We start from the raw sequence: 18,880 nt of genomic DNA, 5'->3' as shown, positions 1-18,880 counted from the left end.
GCGCAGTGCCAGCAAGCGGCTCGCCATGCAGAGCGGCCAAGTGGCAAGGTCTGGCCATTCTGGGGACGGGCGACGGGTGAGGGTAACTCCCTCTCACCCAACTGTTAAGCTGCTGTCATTGCGTGGCAATTTCCATATGCCTTTTTGGAAATGCACCACGCTGCCCTACATCATGTCTGTGCGTCACAGCACGTTCCGGACTGCTATCGAGCAGCCAACAGGCGAGGGGTCAACACGCCGTCTCCTGTTCCTCCTGCACGACTGGTTCATCCAACGACAGTTTCTCGGCGTGGTCCCGCAACGACTTAGCCAAATGTGCGTGCTGGCTGACCAGCTCTTTCAGAGTAGCTACCACGGACGCCTCACGCTCGGGCGAAAGGGCTGCCTCCTGCGCCAAGGCGTGCACGGTCTTTGTCAGCTCAATAATGGCAACGGTCAGGTCGGATGCCTGCTCCAATACCTTCTGGTGTCCGTGGGTGGCGGCCGCGGCACCTAGGATTTCTATTTTGTTCGTATCCAAGATGTGCGTCCACTTTGAATTAATTCCCACAGGGATGTTATTCAATATTGTGTGTTGTGCACAAGGTGCGCGCGACTGAAAACGCTGCCTGTTTGGCCTATTCAGGCCTGCGCCACACGGTGATTTCTGTCGGAGAGCAGGACGAGGAAGCCCGTTGAGTGCTGCCGCTGCAAGGGATCAGCGATTCCCGTGGCTGCCGCAGCGCGGGCAGGACAAATCCTTGGGTCATGAACCTGCCCCGGCGGCGAGGCCGAAACTGTCCAACAGTGTGGTGGGGGAGGTGCCAGGAACCGCTGGCCCTTGGGCCTCAGCGGGAGGGCGATGGTGGAGGGGACTGGATTCGAACCAGTGTACGCTAAGCGGTCAGATTTACAGTCTGATGGATTTAACCACTCTCCCACCCCTCCACTACATCGTCGTCTGGGTAGGATGACAACGCGCCGAGGCGTGTCGTCGGGGCGGTTTATGGTGGTCTGTGACAACAGTGTCAACACCCCACGCGCATGGCTCGACAAAAAACCACTGCTCTGTGTGACTGGGCCAGCTTTGCCGGGCGTTTCAGCCGGACGGGGCTGGTGCAGTCACGGCGCCGCGTCGGCCCATTGCTGGCGCAGGAAGAGGATGGATTCGGCAAACAGCGTCTCGAAGTCGGGAAACAGCGGTCGCCACACCCGGGTTGCCGCTGCCAGTTCGGGCAGGCCGGCGCCGAAGGCCTCCAGCGTCACCCAGCCGTCATGGCCGTTGGCACGAATGGCAGCAAATACCGCGGCAAAGTCGATCTGGCCCCGCCCCGGGATGCCGCGGTCGTTCTCGGACACATGCAGCACGCCCAGATGCCGGCCCAGACGGGCGATGGCCCTGGGCTGGCTCTGCTCTTCGATATGGGCATGGAAGGTGTCGTACATAATGCGGAAAGCCGGGTGGTCGACCCGCTCGGCATAGGCGACGGCCTGTTCGGTGGTGTTGAGGAAATAGGTCTCGAAGCGGTTGAGTGGTTCGAGGCTGATGATCATGCCATTGGCCTGGGCCCGCTCGGCCAGAGCGTGGTGGGCTTCGGCGCCATGGTTGAGCTCGTCTTCGGTGGCGCCCTGGCCGGTAAAATGGCCGATCGGTGCATGGACTGGCCCGCCCAGGCTCTCCGACCCCAGGGCGATGGCGCAATCAATGGCCCAGTCGAGATGCTGCCGCCCGGCAAGGCGTTCCGCAGGATCGGCGCTGACCGGATTGGCCAGCGCAGAGGGAATCACCGACGTCGAAGTGCGGCGCAGCCCGATGCGGTCGAGCTCACGACCCAGCCACTCGTAATGCGCCGGCGCACCACGCAACACGGGCACTTCCACGCCGTCATAGCCAAGGTCCTTGAGGCGGTGCAGGTGATCGATGTGCTCGGCCTCGATGAAACCGCTGAGGCACAGTAGATTGATCCCGAGCTGCATGTTCCGTTCACTCTCCGATATCTGCCCGCAGACCGGCCTGAGGGGTTGCGGGCGCGGCGCTGTCAAGCTAATGGCATTCCTGTCGGTCACCGACCGAGCGGGTATAGCTCAGTGGTAGAGCAGCAGCCTTCCAAGCTGAATATGCGGGTTCGATTCCCGCTACCCGCTCCAATCCTCATCCTTGCACAACCATCGGCCCGCTGAAATGGCTGACTGTTTTACGGCCGCTCAGCAGTGCGGCGGCGTCGTGTTGCGCGTAGGTTTGAAGCGATGTCGGGGGCAGGGGCGGGGCGGCACAGCGTCGTGGGCTGGCGTGAGGCGGGCCGAAAGACAACCGCCGCACCAGGGTTCTGGCGCGGCGGCTGATGGGTCAGGTTTTTTCTTCAGTCAGCTCATACCACATCGCATTCAGAATGCCGAAGCAGCAGGCCAGGCTCATGCCCAGGATCCAGGCAAAGTACCACATGATGATCTCTCAATACGCGTTGGGGTTGCGGTTCAGGCTGGTGGTGGTCACAGGGCCGCGCATCACGCGGAAGACCCAGGTTGTGTAGAGCAGGATGATGGGCAGGAAGAGCAGCGTCACGCCCAGCATGATGAACAGGGTCAGCTGGCTCGACGAGGCATCCCACACGGTCAGGCTCGAGGCCGGATCGATCGAGGACGGCATCAGGAACGGGAAGAGCGACAGCCCCGCCGTTGCGATGATGCCCAGGATGGCCAGGCTTGAGCTGAGAATGCCGAGCACATGGGCCCGTGCCGTCAGTGCGACATAGGCCAGCAGGCTCCCCAACAGGGCCAGCGCGGGTGCGGCCAGGGTCCATGGCATGGCAGAATAGTTGCTGGCCCAGCCGCCCGTGGTGATCACCACGGTCTTGCCCAGCGGGTTGGACGGGCCGCCCGTGTCGATGGCGCTGCTGATGCTGTAGCCGCCCAGCATGGTCAGGGCGACCACGCCACCCAGGATGAACAGGACCAGGGTGGCCAGGGCTGCCCAGCGGCCATAGGTGCGGGCCCGCTCAGCCATCGGACCCTGTGTGCGGGCGGCAATCACCGTCGCGCCCTGGGTGAGCAGCATGGAGAGGCTGACCAGGCCCGCCAGCAGGGCAAAGGGAGTCAGCAGGCCGAAGAAATTGCCCTCGTAGCTCACCCGCAGCGTGTCATCGAGGCGGAAGGGGGCGCCCAGGAACAGATTGCCCACGGCCACGCCGAACACCAGCGAGGGAACAAAGCCGCCGATGAACAGGCCCCAGTCCCATACCGAGCGCCAGGTCGGGTTGTCGACCTTGGAGCGGAACTTGAAGCCTACGGGCCGCAGGATCAGTGCCAGCAGAATGGCGATCATGGCGATATAGAAGCCCGAGAAGCTTGCCGCATAGATGGCCGGCCAGGCCGCAAAGATGGCGCCGCCGCCCAGCACCAGCCACACCTGGTTGCCTTCCCAGGTGGGGCCGGACAGGTTGAGCAGCACGCGCCGTTCCGCATCGTTGCGGGCAACGAAGGGCAGCAGGGCACCGATGCCCAGGTCCATGCCGCCCATGATGGCAAAGCCGATCAGCAGCGTGCCGAGCAGCGCCCACCAGATCAGGCGCAGGGTTTCATAGTCGAGAGGAAGTGCGCTCATTCTGCAGGCTCCGGAAAAGCGGTTGCGGGAACGGGGGGGTGATCAAGCGCGGTCTGCTCGGCCGGCCCATGCCGGACGACGCGCAACATCAGCCAGACCATGACGATGGCGAGCACGGTGTAGACGGTAACAAAGAACGCCAGCGAGATGATCAGATCCCAGACATGTAGGCCGGACGCTGCGTAGAAGGTGGGCAGCACGCCCTCGACCACCCAGGGCTGGCGGCCATATTCGGCGATCAGCCAGCCGGCTTCTGCCGCCAGCCAGGGCAGGGGCAGGGCCCAGAGTCCAATGCGCAGCAGCAGCGGGCTCGACGTCAGCGTGTGGCGCGAGGCCTTCCAGAACCACAGGGCAAAGAAGGCGATGAAGAAGAAGCCGATGCCCACCATCAGGCGGAAGCTCCAGAACAGCGGCCAGACATCGGGGACAGTGTCGAGGGCCGCCAGGGTGATCTCTTCGCCGGTGGCGTTCTCGACGTCGGGCCGGTACTTCTTGAGCAGCAGGCCATAGCCGAGGTCGGCCTGGTTGGCGGCGAATTCGGCGCGGGCGACGGCGTCGTTCCTGTCGGCCTTGATGGCTTCGAGCGCGGTATAGGCCTTGATGCCATTGACGATGCGGCCAGCGGCGCGCTCAGTCAGCTCGGTGATGCCCGGGAGGTCGCGATCAATCGACCGCGTGGTGATCAAGCCCAGCACATAGGGCAGCTTGACTTCATAGGTGGGGCGGCCATCGGCGCCGGGGATGGCAAAAAGCGTCAGCGCGGCCGGGGCCGGCTCGGTCTCATACATCGCCTCCATGGCGGCGATCTTCATCTTCTGATGCTCGGTAGCGACATAACCGGACTCGTCGCCCAGTACGACCACCGACAATGCGGCAGCAAGGCCAAAGCTGGCGGCCACCACCATCGAGCGCTTGGCCATTTCGACATGGCGGCCGCGCAACAGGTAGAAGGCGCTGATGGCCAGGACGAAGACGGCGCCGGTCACATAGCCGGCGCTGACCGTATGCACGAACTTGGCCTGGGCAACGGGGTTGAACAGCACGGCCATGAAGTCGGTGACTTCCATGCGCATGGTGTCGGGGTTGAACGTGGCACCCACCGGGTTCTGCATCCAGCCATTGGCAATCAGGATCCAGAGCGCCGAGAAATTGGCGCCCAGGGCCATCAGCCAGGTGACCGTCAGATGCGCCACGGGGCGCAGCCGATCCCAGCCGAAGAAGAACAGGCCGATGAAAGTGGCTTCCAGGAAGAATGCCATCAGGCCCTCGATGGCCAGCGGCGCCCCGAAGACGTCACCGACATAGTGGCTGTAGTAGCTCCAGTTCATCCCGAACTGGAATTCCATGACGATGCCGGTGGAAACACCGACCGCGAAGTTGATCCCGAACAGCGTGCCCCAGAACAGCACGGCCTTCCGCCATATGGGGCGCCCGGTCATCACATAAACGCTCTCCATTGTCGCAACCAGAATGGAGAGTCCCAGCGTGAGCGGGACAAACAGGAAGTGATACATCGCGGTAGCGGCAAACTGCAGCCGCGACAATTCGACGACGAGTGGGTCTGTCATGTCGCAATACCTTAGGTTCATTCCGGACACTGCCGGGTGATCCATGCTTACGCCTGTGCAGAACGGGTGCTGTTGACATGGATCAATGCCCCGCCAGCCAGAGCTGCGATGACTGGGCCATTGCCGGTTACTTGCCCAGGTTGTGCTGCCATGAGTTCCTTGCTGACGCTGCGAAACCTGTCCGCCCCGACGACGACGGGCCGGATGGCAATGGCGCTGCCGCTGGTGTCTGGCCTGCTGCTCATTCCCCAGGCCTGGCTGCTGGCGCATCTGCTGCAGGGCACGGTGGTGGATGGTCTCTCGGTCAGCCTGCTGGGGGCGCCGCTGGTCTATCTGGCGCTGCTCATGGTGGCACGGGTGGCCCTCGGCTTCGGCGCCGATGTGCTGGCGCTGGCCAGCGCCGAACAGGCCAAGTCGCGCCTGCGCCGTACCCTGGTCGAGACCCTGTTTCGCAAGGCGCCGATCTGGACGGCCAGCCGGTCCAGTGGTGCCCTGTCTGCCGCGATGGTCGATCAGGTCGAAGCGCTGGATGGCTATCTGACACGCTATATGCCGGCCATGGTGCAGGCTGCCTTGCTGCCTATTGCAATTGCCGTGGCTGTGCTGCCGGTGGATTGGTTTGTGGCCCTGCTGTTTGCCATCACCGCACCGCTCATCCCGGTGTTCATGGCGCTGGTTGGCTGGGGCGCCGAGGCGGCCAATCGTCGCCAGGCGACAGCCCAGGGGCAGCTGAGCGGCTATTTTGCAGATCGCCTGCGTGGCCTGGTGACGCTCAAGCTCTTCGGTCGGGACGCTGCCGAGATCGAACAGGCCGGCGCGGCCAGTGAAGCCCTGCGTCACAGCACGATGGGGGTGATGCGGATTGCGTTCCTCAGTTCGGCCGTGCTGGAGTTCTTCGCAGCGCTGGGCGTTGCGGGCGTCGCCCTCTATGTCGGGCTGAGCTATCTGGGGCTGGTCAACCTCCGGTTCGAACCGTTCTCCCTGCAGGCGGGTCTGTTCTGCCTGTTGATGGCGCCCGAGGTCTATCAGCCCCTGCGGCTTCTGGCCGCGCACTATCACGACCGCGCCACCGCCAAGGCCGCCGTTGCCGAGATCGCAACGCAGTTTGGCAGCGCCTCCGTTGAAGACGATCAGATCCCCAGCGCCATCGCCGTGCCCGCAACGGCCGCCGGTGCCCGACTGGTGCTGCATGACCTGTGCGTGGATGCGCCCGACAACCGCCCGGTGGTCTGCAAGGCCAGTTTCAGCCTCAAGCCCGGGGAGCACATCGCCATCGTCGGTCCAAGCGGCTGTGGCAAGTCCACCCTGCTTGAAGCCATCGCCGGCTTGCGCCCCTATCGCGGCAGCCTGCTTCTGGACGATTGTGAACTCGACCAGATCGCGCCAAGCCAACTGCATGAGGTCATCGGCATGGTGGGCCAGCGTCCGCTGATCTTCGCGGGGACCATCGCCGACAATATTGGCCTGGGTGACCGCACTGCCGACGCAGCTCGGCTGCAGGAGGCTGCGCGTCGCGCGCAGGTCAGCCGCTTCGCCGGCCAGCTGCCGCTCGGGTTGAACACGCCGCTCGGCGAAACCGGCCTTGGCTTGTCCGGCGGCGAGCGGCAGCGCGTGGCGCTGGCGCGGCTCTATCTGCGGACGCCGGGGTTGATCCTGCTTGACGAACCCACCGCCCATCTCGATGTCGACACCGAACAGGCGGTCCTGGACGAGCTGATGGGCTTTGCGCGGCAACGCACCATGATCGTGGTGACCCATGCCGACGCCGTCGCCGCGCGGATGAATCGCTGCTTCCGTCTCGTCGATGGCCAATTGCTGCCCATGCCGGTGCCCAAACTGCCGCCGGCCGGCCGGAGGTCGGCAGCATGAAGGCGCTCCTGAGCTTTTTCCCCGCCTTCCGCCCGGTGCGGGGACTGTTCCTGCTCACCATTGTGCTGACCACGGTCACGGTGGCCGCCGGCATCGGGCTGCTGGGCCTCTCGGGCTGGTTCCTGACGGCTGCGGCGCTGTCAACCGCCGGCGCGGCCTTCAACCTCTTCGGCCCATCAGCCGGCGTACGGGGCCTGTCGTTCGTCCGCATCCTCTCGCGCTATTTCGAAAAGCTGACAGGCCATAGCGCAACCCTGCGGGCCCTGTCGGACCTGCGCCGCTGGCTGTTTGGGCGCATGTTCGCGCGGTCGCCGCTGCCGGTCTCGATCGGGCGCGGCGATCTGGTCAGCCGGCTGATGGCCGACCTCGACGCGCTCGATACCGTGTTTCTGGTCGCATTGGGGCCGATCGCGGTGGCGGTTATCACCGGCATTGGCATGAGCGTACTGCTGGCACTGGTGTTGCCGGTAGCGGCGCCCCTTTATGCCATAGGCTTCCTTGTCGCCACGGTGCTGGTGCCGGTCGCGCTCGTGCAGGTTTCGCGCAAGCTGGGCAACCAGGCGGCCGAAGCCGGCGCGCAGCTGCGCACCGGCATCCTCGAGAGCCTCGACGGCCATCGGGACCTGGCTCTGTTTGGCGCCCTGGATGCAACCACAGACCGCATTGGCGTTCAGGCCGAACGCCTCTCGATGGTCAAGCAGAAGCTCGGGCGGTTGGGCAGCCTGGCGGCCGCTGCGGTGCAAATGACTTCGGCCATCATCGTCGTTGGCACGTTGGCGGCCGGGATTGATGCCGTCTCAAACGGCCGTATGGACGGGCCGGTGCTGGTCGGCCTCGTCCTGGCCGTGATGGCGAGCTTTGAGGTTTCGGCGGTACTCGTCCGCAGCGCCAGCCGGTTGGCCGGCTCGATCGCGGCGGCCGAGCGCCTTGTGGATGTGGCCGGAGGTGCCGCGCCTGTGGACGGGGTGGCGCCCGAGGTGTCCTTGCGCGCCAATGCCGGGCTCGTGTTCCGAGCGGTCGACTTCGGTTATGACGCCCGGGCGAAAGTGCTGAACGGCGTGGATTTTGCCATCGCTGAAGGCGAATGCGTTGCGCTGCGCGGCCCCAGCGGGGCCGGCAAGTCGACCGTGGCTCAGCTTCTGGTCGGTCTGTTGCAGCCGCTGGCCGGCACCATCCATGTCGGCGGCGTCGACATGGCCCAGATTCCCCTGGACGCGCTGCGGCGGCATATCGCGCTGATGACGCAGGATGCCCCGGTTTTCCACGACACGGTGCGCAACAATCTCCTGATCGGTCGTCCCGATGCCGACGACACCGCTCTGTGGGCGGTGCTCGATGCCGTGCGGCTGGGCGAGGCCATTCGCAGCCTGCCCGGCGGGCTTGATGCCACGCTGGGCGAGGGCGGGCAGAGCCTTTCGGGGGGGCAGGCGCGGCGCATCTGCCTCGCCCGGACGCTGCTGTCGCCAGCACCCGTTGTGGTGCTGGATGAACCGACGACGGGGCTCGATCCCCAGGCGGAGGCCGCTTTCCTGGCCGATGTGCCCCGGCTCACCGCGGGACGCACGGCGCTGGTCATCACCCATGCGGATGTGCCCGCGACAGGTTTCCGCGTGCTGACGCTGCGGGCAGGACACATCGTGGACCAAGCCGCCGGCACCGCCTGAGGTCAGGGCCGCGAGAAGGCGCGGAACGGGTTGGCGTGGGTCAACTGGACGATGGTTGCCTCGTCAACGCCCCGCCGGCGCAACTCAGGCAAGAGCTCGGTGCTCACCACGGTATAGGGCTTGGGCGTGCCGCCGCCGGGCAGGGCCGGGTCGAACCAGCCGCGGTCGTGGCTGATCAGCAATTGTGGCCCGAGACCCGCGTCGAGCGCCCGCACGATCAGATCTGCGCTTTCGGACACGGGCACGGCGCCGATATTGTCATATTCGATCCAGGCGCCGCGCGCTGCGATGGCCTTGTGCAGCGCGAAGTCGGGCTCGGCATGGGTGTGGATGGACACGAAGCGATCGATGGCACCGCCCTCGGCGGCGATGATATCGAGCTGGTCCATCACCACGCGTCCGCGAATGGTATGGCTGCCGATCAGGGCGCCGGTGGCCTTGGAGGCGCGCACGGCAGCACGCAGGATGTTCGCTTCGAGCGGGGTGATGCCGTCGTCGCCGGCGCTGATCTTGATCCAGCCGGCGGGCACGCCCGTCTCGTCCATGCCGTCGGTGAGTTCACGCAGCATCCAGTCGCCCAGTTCGGCCTCGCTGGCGTCCCGCACCCAGTCCGGAATCCAGGGCTCGCGATAATTGCCGGTCGGCACGACGATGGGGAAATTGGTGGCCAGGCTCACAGCGATGTCCATATCGGCGCGGCGACCGACGCCGCCGGTGGAGCATTCCACCAGCGCGGTGACGCCCAGCGCCTTGATCGCCTCGATCTCGGGCACCATCAGCGCCAGAACCTCGGCCTCGTCGGCCTCGGCATAGCCCGGCTGGTCGGGGGTGCGCAGGTCCACGAACACATGTTCATGCGGCAGGATCATCCCGAGCTGATCGGCGCTGCGCTTGCCCAGGGTGGTGTAGAGATAGGTCATCGATCTTCTCGCGGCTTGGGTTGGGGCCAGGATTGCGGACAATCAGCTGACGATAAAGCGGAAACGGACGCCGTCCAGACCGTCGGGCCGGGGCCCCGGGCTGTCGGCACGCACCATGCCATCATCATGGATGCGCAGATAGCGGTGGGTGGCCAGGGACATCAGGATGAGTTCGCCGGTCGGCGTTTCCACCCATTGGAATTCGGTGGCACTGCCCGGCAGCCCGCCCACGCTCACCACGCCACCCGCTGTTACCGACAGCGGGCCATCGGCATGACGGAGGATCACCCGGCCCAGCGCAACCTCCTCGACTGTCAGCGTCATCGGCGGGCCGCCGACAACAGTTCCGACGTCCACCGCCAGCCCGACACCTGTGTCGCGTGCCAGCACCAGCGTGCCGCTGGCGCCGGCCGGGATGGGCTGCATCAGGCCGCGCGGATGCGGCTCGTCGAGGGTGAAGCTGTCGAAATCGGCGTGGCCGCCGGGCTGTCCCGCGCCATTATAGGCAAACAGCGCATAGCGGATGCCCTGGAAGGTCTTGAGCTGGAAGGTCATGATGTGGCGCGGGCCGATGGGCGCAAACTGAGCGCCATCGGTGGAATACAGCAACTGCGCTTCCTCGCTGAGGTAGTCGCAGTCCGCGCGCAGCCAGACGGTGGTTGCGTCTGTCGCCTCAGTCAGGGTTTCCCCGGTCTGAAAGTCAAAATGTCGGATCTCAAAGCCCTTTGCCGTGCGGGCAATGCCCACCCAGCGCCACGGCATGCCCAGCAGCGCAAGGCCCGCCACATCGCCCAGCGCCAGGCCCGAGGCATCGAGGCGTGCGGTCGCTATGGAGCGCGGGCCCATCGCCCGCTGGGTCAGGCTGTTGCGGGCGTGCCAGAAATCCTCGGCTGGCAGCGTGTGCAGCCGCAGGCAGCCGGGCCGTTCGGTCAGCGACCATTTGTCCGCTACCGGCACATGGTTCCATTGCCAGAGGGGGTTCAACTCGGTCGCATCGAAGTCGTCGCTGCGCTCTGGCCAGGGCACGGCAATGGCGGCCTCGGGAACGGCGGGCTTGACCCAGGTGCGCGGGGTGCGGCCCAGATTGCCGGGCAGGCCGAAATAGGGCCAGCCATCCTGCCAGGTGATGGGCGAGAGGCAGGTGAGCCGCCCCAGCGCGTTGTAGTCCATCATCGACCACCCCCACCATTGCCCGTCGGGTGTATCGACAATGCCGCCCTGGTGCAGGTTGAGACGGCCATTGTTGCCGGGGTTGGGTGGCACAATCTCGAAAGGTGGTTCGGGCGTGAAGGGAATGCCGGCGCCCTTGATCTTGTAGCCTTCCACCAGGCCGAAGTCCTCGTCGATCGAGATCGCGGGGTTGATCTCCCAGGGGCCGTCCAGGCTGTCCGCCCTGGCGCAGGGCATGCGCATGCGGCCGACGAACCAGGCGCTGGTGATCAGATACTTGCCATCAACCTTGTAGAAATGGGCGCCTTCACCCATCAGGCTGTCGGGTGGCGTCAGGTCGCGCTCAGTGCCGGGCAATACATGATGCAGCGTAACATCCAGCTCGGCGATCTTGAGATTGCGATAGCCCCAGACGACATAGGCCCGCCCATCGTCGTCAAAGAACACCGTCAGATCATGGTAATTGTAGCTGGCCTCGCTGTGCTGCCAAGGGCCGCGGGGATCGCTGGCGGTGAAGATCTGTGTCTTCTGCTTGTTGACGTTGGAGAAGATATAGAACTTGCCGTCACGATAGCGGATGCAGGGCGCCCAGATGCCCTGACCGTATATCTCGCCGCCCTCCAGCCGAAACTCGGGCCCCAAGTCGAGCTGGTCGAGCGCGTAGCCCAGCAGCGTCCAGTTCACCAGATCGGTCGAATGCAGCACCGGCAGGCCGGGCATGGTGTGCATGGTGGTGCCGGTCATGTAGAAGTCATTGCCGACCCGGATGATGTCGGGGTCCGAAAACTCCTCGTAGAACAAGGGGTTGGTATAGGTGCCGTTGCCGTTGTCCGCGGTCCAGGTGGTGGCCATGGGTGCTGTCTTTGGTTTGATGGTGCGGCGCGCATGGGGCGGCTGGCACGGTGTTATGGGAGAGCGACCGTCCTCCAACAGTCGTTCGCATCATAACCATTGATATGGATCAGGCAATCGGCACGCGATGCTTTTCTCGGCCTGCCGCGCGTTGCCCTGTCAATGCCGGGAAAAGGCCGATTGGGGAACCATCGTCAGGCGGGCGATCAACCCCGGCCGGGCATCTTCCAGCACGATGCCGGCGCGGTGGCGGGCGGCGATGGCCTTGACCATGGCCAGTCCGAGTCCGGTGCCGCGTTCATCGCGCTCGGCGTTTAGGCGATAGAAAGGCTCAAACACGCGTTCCCGCTTTTCATCGGGAATGCCCGGTCCGGTGTCGCGGACCCAGACCACCGGTGCGCCGTCGCCTTCGCCCAGGCCCAGGGTGATGGCCGCGCCCGGGCCGGCATAGCGCGCGGCATTCTCGATGAGATTGACCAGCAGTTGCTGCAGCATGCGGCGGTCGCCGAAGGCCTGAGAGACCGGGCCATCCGGCGGGCTATAGGTGATTGTCTGCTGCTGGTCTTCGACCACCGGCGCAAAGGTCTGCGCCAGGTCGGCCAGCATCTCGTCCATGTCGAAGGGCGCAAAGGCTGACGTGTCGTCAGAGGCCTCGATACGCGAAATGCGCAGGATGGTGTCGAGCGTGTCCTTGAGCCCATCCATCTCGACCTGCACGCGGTCGAGATAGTCCGCAGTCTCCTCCGGACCCGCCGCTGCAGCGTTCTGCAGCAGGATGGAAACGCGGTTGAGAGGGGACTTGAGGTCGTGGGCGATGGCAATGGCCGTATTGCGCAGCGTCGCCATCAGCTCGGACAGACGGTCAAGATAGGCATTGATCTCGCGCGAGACGAAGTCGAACTGGTCATTGCGGTGGCTGATTGGCAGCCGCACCGCGGTATTGCCGCCGGCCACGCTTTCAAGCGTCTGCGCCAGCCGCCGCAGCTTCCGCGAGGCATTGCGGCTGGCGATATAGCCCACCGCCAGGCCAGCCAGGGCGATCACCAGGCCCGCGATGGCGAGGGTTTCCAGCACCACAGCGCCGACAGTTGCCGCGTCGTCATTGGTGCTGGCCACCACCACAACATGGTCGCCGATGACGCCAGCGCGCGCCAGCATGTCGCGCGCTGGCTCGCTGGTGCTGGCGGGCAGGGTGATGGTGCCCCAACCGGTGAAGTCGGGAGCGCTGGCGATATTGCCGGCAACGTGGACGCCGGACTGGGTGAACAGCCCGAAGGCAAAGGTCGGCGCGGCGCGGGTTGCGCTGGCCCAGGTGATGAACTGCGCCAGGCCCAGTTCGCCCGCGCGCTGCTCGGCATCCTGCATCAGCACGAAGTCCTCGGCGACGCTGGCGCGCAACTGGTCCGTCAGGGCGCTGGTGATGCGGTCATAGGCGAACAGGCCGGCAATGCTGAGCACGATGACGAGCACAGCCGTCACCAGCAGCATGGAGCGAAAGGTGTCGCCCGATGTCACATTAGCGTGGTGCGTGAATCGAATAGCCCGAATTCCTCGTGGTGTGGATGAGCGGCACGTCGAAGGGTTTGTCGACCTTGCTGCGCAGCCGGCTCATATGGGTTTCCACCACCGTGGTGCGGGGGTCGAAGTTGAAATCCCAGACCTGCTCAAGCAGCATGGTCTTGGTCAGGATGCGTCCGGCGTTGCGCATCAGCACTTCAAGCAAAGCATATTCCTTGGCCAGAAGCTCAATCTGCTGGCCGCCGCGTCGCGCCGCATGCGTGAGCAGGTCAAGTTCCAGATCATGCACGGTCAGCCGCGTCGTCTGGGTGGCTTCCTGCGGGCGGCGGGTGAGGGCAGTGATGCGGGCCATCAGTTCGGAGAAGTGGAAGGGCTTGACCAGATAGTCGTCGCCGCCCGCCAAAAGGCCCTCGACGCGGTCATCGACGTCGCCCATGGCGGTCAGGAAGATCACCGGTACCTTGCTGGCAGCCGCGCGGAGCGCCTTGAGGACCGACAGCCCGTCCATGCCGGGCATCATGCGGTCCAGGATCAGCAGATCGCAGGGGTTGTAGAGGCAGAATGACAGCGCGTCGCGCCCATCCGTCACATGCTCGACGCTGTGGCCCTCCTGGCTCAGGCCATTGATCAGGAACTGGGCCGAGGTCCGGTCATCTTCGGCGATCAATATCTTCATGGCTGCCTCTCCGGCCGGGCAGTCTGGACTGCACTCATAACCCTATCATGGCATGGCCAGCCAAACGCGCAATTGGCGTCAGCCTTACAAATCTGCAAGATTGGCCCGATACTTGCGCCGGCCGCAAATGGACCACAGTCCTGCCGCCAAGTCCGCCCGCCTTACGCTGACTTGAGAGGACACGCCAGAATGGACGACACGAGTAAAACGAGCCGGATCGTCCTCAGCGTGGATGTGGGCGGCTCGCATGTGAAATGCCTGACCAGTGCTGGTGGCACGCCACAAAAGGCGGATTCCGGCTCCAAAATGAGCGCCAGCCAGATGTGCGACGCCGTCAACGACATGATGGCGGGGCAGCACTATGACTGTGTCACCATCGGGTTCCCCGGTCCGGTGATACACAATCGGCCGATTTCGGAGCCGCATAATCTGGGGTCGGGCTGGGTCGGCTTTGACTATGCGGCCGCGCTGGGCAAGCCGGTGCGGATCGTAAATGATGCGCTGATGCAAGCACTTGGCAGCTATGACGGTGGCCGCATGCTGTTCCTGGGGCTGGGCACCGGCCTGGGTGCGGCGATGATTGTCGATGGTATTGCCGAGCCGATGGAACTGGCGCATCTGCCCTACAAGAAGGGCAAGACGTTTGAGGATTATGTCGGCGAAGCCAGCCGCAAGAAGCGCGGCAACAAGCATTGGCGCAAGACGGTCTTCGACATTGTCGAGCGCATCACAGCAGCGCTGGAGCCCGACTATGTGGTGATCGGGGGCGGCAATGTCGATCATCTCAAGGAGCTTCCGCCCAAGTGCCGTCGTGGCGACAATGACAACGCCTTCGCTGGCGGATTCCGCGTTTGGGCCAACAAAGGGTTGACCGAAGAGTGACCGAACAGCAGCCGATCAAGAACACGCCGCCCGGTGCTCCCGGAATTGCCCCCACCTGGTCGTCCAGCGACAAGGATGCGGTGACCACGTCGCTGGGCAGCAGCCGTATCTGGGCGACCGTTGGCCATGGCATTGTCAACGAGGTCTATTGGCCCTCGACCGGCCATCCACAGATCCGTGACCTCGGCTTCATCGTCGCCGGCCCCGATGGCTGGACCGAAATCAAGCGGGCCAATCGCTATGCCATTTCCACGCCGCATGACGGGGTGCCGCTGCCCAAGGTGGTGCATGAGGGGCCGGGCTATCGGCTGGAACTGGAATTCCTCTGCCATCCGCTGCGCGACACGCTGCTGATCCGCTATGCGCTTTCGGGCGATGGTGTGCGCCTTTATGCGCTCTTGGCCCCGCATCTGGGTGGCAGCGGCAGCAATGATGCCTTTGCCAGCGAGGAGCTGTCGGCGCTGGGCGCCAATGTGGCGCTGTGCCTGCGCGCCGATAGCGGCTTTTCGCGCAGCAGCGCCGGCTATGTCGGCTCCTCCGATGGCTGGCAGGATTTTCACGCCAATGGCGCCATGACCTGGAGCTATCCCGAGGCGCGGGATGGTAATGTGTCACTGATGGGCGAGCTGGCGGCCAATAGCGGCACGCTGTCGCTCGGCTTTGCCGAAACGGCGGAGGGCGCACGGACGCTGTCGCGCTCGGGCCTGGCGGATGACTATGATGAAACGGTCGACCTCTTTGTCGAACAGTGGCGGCAGTGGACGGCCGGGTTGCGCATTCCCTATACGACACCGCAATTGCAGCGGGCAGCGGAGCTGTCGGCTGCGGTGATCAAGGTGCATGAGGACCGCACCTATGCCGGCGCCGTGGTGGCCAGCCTCAGCGTGCCCTGGGGCAGCAGCCATGATGATGCCGGCGGCTACCATCTGGTGTGGACGCGCGACACGGTCGAGGCGGCGTTTGCGCTTGTCACCATCGGCAAGCTCGAAGATGCCGGGCGCACGCTCGATTATCTCATCGGCACCCAGGCCGAGGATGGCAGCTGGGCTCAGAACTATTTCCCTGATGGCCGCGGCTATTGGACGGGCAAGCAGCTCGACGAGGTGGCGCTGCCGGTGCTGCTGGCGGCCAAGCTGCAGGCGGCAGGGCATTTGACCTTCAGCGCGCCCGAACAGAACATGGTGCGCAAGGCGATTGGCTTTATCGTTCGCAACGGGCCGATGAGCGATCAGGATCGCTGGGAAGAAAACGCCGGCGCCAGTCCCTTCACCCTGTCGGTGGTGATCTCGGCCCTTGTGGTGGCGGCAGATTATTTTGCCGAGGCCGAACGCGACTATCTCCTGGCACTGGCCGATTGCTGGAACGAGCGCATCGAGGACTGGACCTATGCCGCCCAGGGACCGCTCGCCGCTGATGCCGGCATTGCGGGCTATTATGTCCGTATGTCGCCGCGCCCGGCCGAAGGCGGGCTGGCCGGGGCAATCGACCGGCGCAATGTCGCGCATGGCCGCGTCGCGGCCAAGGCTCTGCTGGGCATGGAGTTCCTCTATCTGGTGCGCACCGGGCTGCGCTCGCCGCATGACCAGCGCATCGTCGATACGGTCAAGCTGGTCGACAGCGTGCTGCGGCGCGAGACGCCCAGCGGGCCCAGCTACTATCGCTATAATGGCGACGGCTATGGCGAAAAGGATGACGGCAGCGCCTTTGACGGCATCGGCGTCGGCCGGCTCTGGCCGCTGCTGACCGGCGAGCGCGGCCACTATGCCGTGGCGGCTGGTGAAGATGCGCAACCCTATCTCGACGCCATGGTGCGTATGGCCGGGCCTGGGGGGCTCTTGCCCGAGCAGATCTGGGACAGCGCCGCCATTCCCGAGCGGGGCCTGGAACCCGGCAAGCCGAGCGGCAGCGCCATGCCGCTGGTCTGGGCGCATGGCGAACTGCTCAAGCTACTGGCCGCCTCGGTGACCGGCCGCTGTGCGGAGAGCTTTGCCCAGGTCGAAACCCGCTATGGCGGGCAGTCGCCCCAGGCGGACTGCTGGATCTGGCGGGAAAGCAGTGCGTTTGCCGGCGTGCCGAAAGGCCGGGATGTGCGCGTCGAGTGCGAAGAGCCCTTCGTGCTGCATTTCGGCGACGCCGACTGGAAACAGGTCAGCGAGCGGGATTCGATGCCTGTGGGGTTCGGCATGCATGGCGTCACGGTAGAGGCGGATGTGCTGGTTCGGCTTGGCACGTTGCGCTTCACTGTGTTCTTCACCGAGCGCCAGGCCTGGCGGGAACAGGATTTCGCCATTTCGCTTCGTGGCTGATGCGCAGGATTGCGCATAGCAAAACGCCCCGGCAGAGGGCTTGCCGGGGCGTTTGGCCGTCAGGGGCGGCGCAGACGCGGGACATCGTCTGGCCGTCCTGGCCAGCGGTCAGTTGCAACGCGCGGGAGGTTCGCGCCGCAGTTCCGACCGCTGGGATCGCTTACGAGACGTAGATCGACACATTGCCCGCGCCGTCCGACACCAGGTCGACAACGTCATTGATGGCGATGTGGTTGGCTTCGAGCAACTTGGACGCTTCGGGATTGGCCTTGAGCGCCTCACGCAGCTGGCCGATCGACTGCGCATCGGCCGTCAGCAGGTCGACCGCCTTGGCGGTGTCGTCGTCCTTGGTCCAGGCCGTGTCATACTTGACGACCGTGACGGACTTGGCGGCTGCCAGGTCGGTCACTTCGGTCGGGTTGAAGACGCCCAGCTGGCTGCCGAAATCCGCGATCGCCATGCCGCTGCCGGGGGTGGCCGTGGTGAACGTGGGGGCGGCGAAAGCCGCGCCCGCCGAAACGACCACGGCAAAGGCAACAATGGCGGGGGAGGCGATTTTGGCAAAGCTCTTCATTTTGATCTCCTATTGCGAGGCTTGAAACGGATCGGGGCGGAGAAACCGTTGGCCGGTCGCGGTCGATGCATCTGCATCAACACAAACAGGTTTAGGCGGGTGAGTTTGCCTGCACCTCGCCCGAGCTTTACTTATTTGTCAGGTTGCGGGTGGTTCTGAGGGCCAGCGAACGACCCCACCCGGGCCAGCCATTCGACCATAGGTCTCATGGCCTTGTCGGCTCAAATCGCGCCGCTGGCGCAATTTGACCTTCGCTCGCCTCGAGGCCCCTCAAGGGGGAGGGGCGACAGAACCGCGCCGGTCTGAACTTGAAACGATCTAGACGCCCAGCGCTTTGGCGCGGGCTGCCAGGTCCACCATCAGCTCGGAGGTGACTTCGAGGCTGCGATCCTCGCGGGTGGCGATGCCCTCAGGCGGCTGGTGCCGGTCCAGGCAGGCGTCGCGCTGTGCGATGAGCTGGGCAATCTCGGCCTGGTAGAGGCTCAGGACAGCGGTGAGCCAGCGATTGACCAGATAGGATGGCCGCGCCATGTGCACGTCAAAGCGCTCGAGCAGCGGCGTGGTGGTGGCAGCATCGGCCCAGTCGTCACCGACCACCCAGTGATTGACGGTGAACAGCCGCACCAGCCGGCCATAGGCATCGACACCGACGCCGACCAGATGGTGGATCGGACCGGTCTTGCCCTGTGGCCGGATGAAGCAGTGGAAATGCCCGTGCTCGGCGGCATGGGGGCTGGCATCGTGGCAGTGGTAATACCATTGCGCGCCGCTGTCGGGATCGAAGACATCGCCGGGCGGATAATGCGCCCAGGTGACCGGTGCGGCGCCGCGCAGGGTTTCGAGCAGCACATTGTCGCCGCTCTTGGCCAGAATGGTCTGGCAGAACAGGGCTTCCTGGGCGGCGCGCTGCAGGTCGCTCATGGCTGGGCCTATTGCCCCATGGCCGCGCAGGGCGCCGCAGCAGCGCAGGGCGCAGCCACAGGCGCCGGTGCAGCCGCGGCACAGGGGGCCGCAGCTGAACACGGTGCGGCTGCCGAGCAGGGCGCTGCCGCTGCGCATGGTGCAGCAACGGCTGCCGGAGCAGCGGCGGAACAGGGTGCTGCGGCTGAGCAAGGCGCGGCAGCGGCGCAGGGAGCTGCTGCCGAACATGGGTTGGCCGCGGCGCAGGGCGCTGCCGCGCAGGGCGATGCTGCCGGGGACGCGGCGGCGCATGGCGCAGCAGCCGCGCAGGGATTGCCGGCCCCACAGGGATTGGCGGCACAGGGGGCGGCGCTGGCCGCCATGGCTGCGGGGGCCGCCGG

General features: G+C 65.1%; 15 protein-coding genes and 2 tRNA genes. 5 read left to right on the top strand and 12 right to left on the bottom strand.

Translation table 11 applies throughout. From position 1 onward, the window contains the following. Nucleotides 1-229: 229 nt before the first annotated feature. The 3 genes from K1177_RS07625 to K1177_RS07615 form a co-directional block, all read right to left on the bottom strand. A complete protein-coding gene (locus K1177_RS07625) occupies nucleotides 230-520 on the bottom strand; it encodes a hypothetical protein (RefSeq protein WP_224702686.1) in 291 nt (96 codons plus the stop codon). Between the two features lie 322 nt (nucleotides 521-842). Further along, nucleotides 843-927, bottom strand: a tRNA-Tyr gene (locus K1177_RS07620). A 174-nt stretch (nucleotides 928-1,101) separates the two neighbouring features. Then, nucleotides 1,102-1,956: a sugar phosphate isomerase/epimerase family protein gene (locus K1177_RS07615; protein WP_224702685.1), complete on the bottom strand. Its 855-nt coding sequence runs from the start codon at nucleotides 1,954-1,956 to the stop codon at nucleotides 1,102-1,104. Between the two features lie 97 nt (nucleotides 1,957-2,053). On the opposite strand from K1177_RS07615, the gene K1177_RS07610 reads away from it, so the two are divergent. After that, a tRNA-Gly gene (locus K1177_RS07610) sits at nucleotides 2,054-2,127 on the top strand. 199 nt (nucleotides 2,128-2,326) lie between these two features. On the opposite strand, the gene cydX is transcribed toward K1177_RS07610, so the two are convergent. From cydX to K1177_RS07595, 3 genes are read right to left on the bottom strand one after another with little or no spacing between them, the layout of a single operon-like run. Then, nucleotides 2,327-2,422 (bottom strand): cytochrome bd-I oxidase subunit CydX, encoded by a 96-nt coding sequence (gene cydX / locus K1177_RS07605; RefSeq protein WP_224702684.1) that lies wholly within the window; start codon nucleotides 2,420-2,422, stop codon nucleotides 2,327-2,329. A gap of 9 nt (nucleotides 2,423-2,431) precedes the next feature. Next, a complete protein-coding gene (gene cydB, locus K1177_RS07600; RefSeq protein ID WP_224702683.1) occupies nucleotides 2,432-3,580 on the bottom strand; it encodes a cytochrome d ubiquinol oxidase subunit II in 1,149 nt (382 codons plus the stop codon). Next, a complete protein-coding gene (locus K1177_RS07595) occupies nucleotides 3,577-5,148 on the bottom strand; it encodes a cytochrome ubiquinol oxidase subunit I (protein ID WP_224702682.1) in 1,572 nt (523 codons plus the stop codon). The genes cydB and K1177_RS07595 overlap by 4 nt, the downstream gene beginning before the upstream one ends. 150 nt (nucleotides 5,149-5,298) lie before the next feature. Here K1177_RS07595 and cydD point away from each other — a divergent pair, with 150 nt between their 5' ends. Beyond that, nucleotides 5,299-7,017 carry a thiol reductant ABC exporter subunit CydD gene (cydD, locus tag K1177_RS07590; RefSeq protein ID WP_224702681.1) on the top strand — a complete coding sequence of 573 codons (1,719 nt, stop codon included), beginning with the start codon at nucleotides 5,299-5,301 and terminating at the stop codon, nucleotides 7,015-7,017. Continuing rightward, a complete protein-coding gene (gene cydC / locus K1177_RS07585; RefSeq protein WP_224702680.1) occupies nucleotides 7,014-8,681 on the top strand; it encodes a thiol reductant ABC exporter subunit CydC in 1,668 nt (555 codons plus the stop codon). Before cydD ends, cydC begins: the two co-directional genes overlap by 4 nt. Before the next feature lie 2 nt (nucleotides 8,682-8,683). On the opposite strand, the gene K1177_RS07580 is transcribed toward cydC, so the two are convergent. The 4 genes from K1177_RS07580 to K1177_RS07565 form a co-directional block, all read right to left on the bottom strand. Continuing rightward, nucleotides 8,684-9,601 (bottom strand): phosphotriesterase family protein, encoded by a 918-nt coding sequence (locus tag K1177_RS07580; RefSeq protein WP_224702679.1) that lies wholly within the window; start codon nucleotides 9,599-9,601, stop codon nucleotides 8,684-8,686. Between the two features lie 42 nt (nucleotides 9,602-9,643). Next, nucleotides 9,644-11,623 (bottom strand): glycoside hydrolase family 43 protein, encoded by a 1,980-nt coding sequence (locus K1177_RS07575; RefSeq protein WP_224702678.1) that lies wholly within the window; start codon nucleotides 11,621-11,623, stop codon nucleotides 9,644-9,646. A 159-nt stretch (nucleotides 11,624-11,782) separates the two neighbouring features. Continuing rightward, nucleotides 11,783-13,138, bottom strand: coding sequence for a sensor histidine kinase (locus K1177_RS07570; protein ID WP_224702677.1), 1,356 nt, complete (start codon nucleotides 13,136-13,138; stop codon nucleotides 11,783-11,785). Nucleotide 13,139: 1 nt separating this feature from the next. Beyond that, nucleotides 13,140-13,817: a response regulator gene (locus K1177_RS07565; protein WP_224702676.1), complete on the bottom strand. Its 678-nt coding sequence runs from the start codon at nucleotides 13,815-13,817 to the stop codon at nucleotides 13,140-13,142. A 189-nt stretch (nucleotides 13,818-14,006) separates the two neighbouring features. On the opposite strand from K1177_RS07565, the gene K1177_RS07560 reads away from it, so the two are divergent. Further along, nucleotides 14,007-14,699 (top strand): ROK family protein, encoded by a 693-nt coding sequence (locus K1177_RS07560; protein WP_224702675.1) that lies wholly within the window; start codon nucleotides 14,007-14,009, stop codon nucleotides 14,697-14,699. Beyond that, a complete protein-coding gene (locus K1177_RS07555; protein ID WP_224702674.1) occupies nucleotides 14,696-17,005 on the top strand; it encodes a glycoside hydrolase family 15 protein in 2,310 nt (769 codons plus the stop codon). The genes K1177_RS07560 and K1177_RS07555 overlap by 4 nt, the downstream gene beginning before the upstream one ends. A 160-nt stretch (nucleotides 17,006-17,165) precedes the next feature. Here K1177_RS07555 and K1177_RS07550 read toward each other — a convergent pair whose 3' ends face one another. After that, nucleotides 17,166-17,579 carry a hypothetical protein gene (locus K1177_RS07550; RefSeq protein ID WP_224702673.1) on the bottom strand — a complete coding sequence of 138 codons (414 nt, stop codon included), beginning with the start codon at nucleotides 17,577-17,579 and terminating at the stop codon, nucleotides 17,166-17,168. Nucleotides 17,580-17,897: 318 nt separating this feature from the next. Beyond that, on the bottom strand, nucleotides 17,898-18,500 hold the full coding sequence (locus K1177_RS07545; RefSeq protein ID WP_224703709.1) for a DUF6969 family protein: 603 nt from the start codon (nucleotides 18,498-18,500) through the stop codon (nucleotides 17,898-17,900). Nucleotides 18,501-18,880 lie beyond the last annotated feature (380 nt).

The sequence above is a fragment of the Devosia aquimaris genome, from assembly GCF_020169335.1.
Taxonomy (GTDB): domain Bacteria; phylum Pseudomonadota; class Alphaproteobacteria; order Rhizobiales; family Devosiaceae; genus Devosia; species Devosia aquimaris.
The sequence above is the reverse complement of the archived record's forward strand: the minus strand, read 5'-3'. Positions and strand labels throughout refer to the sequence as shown.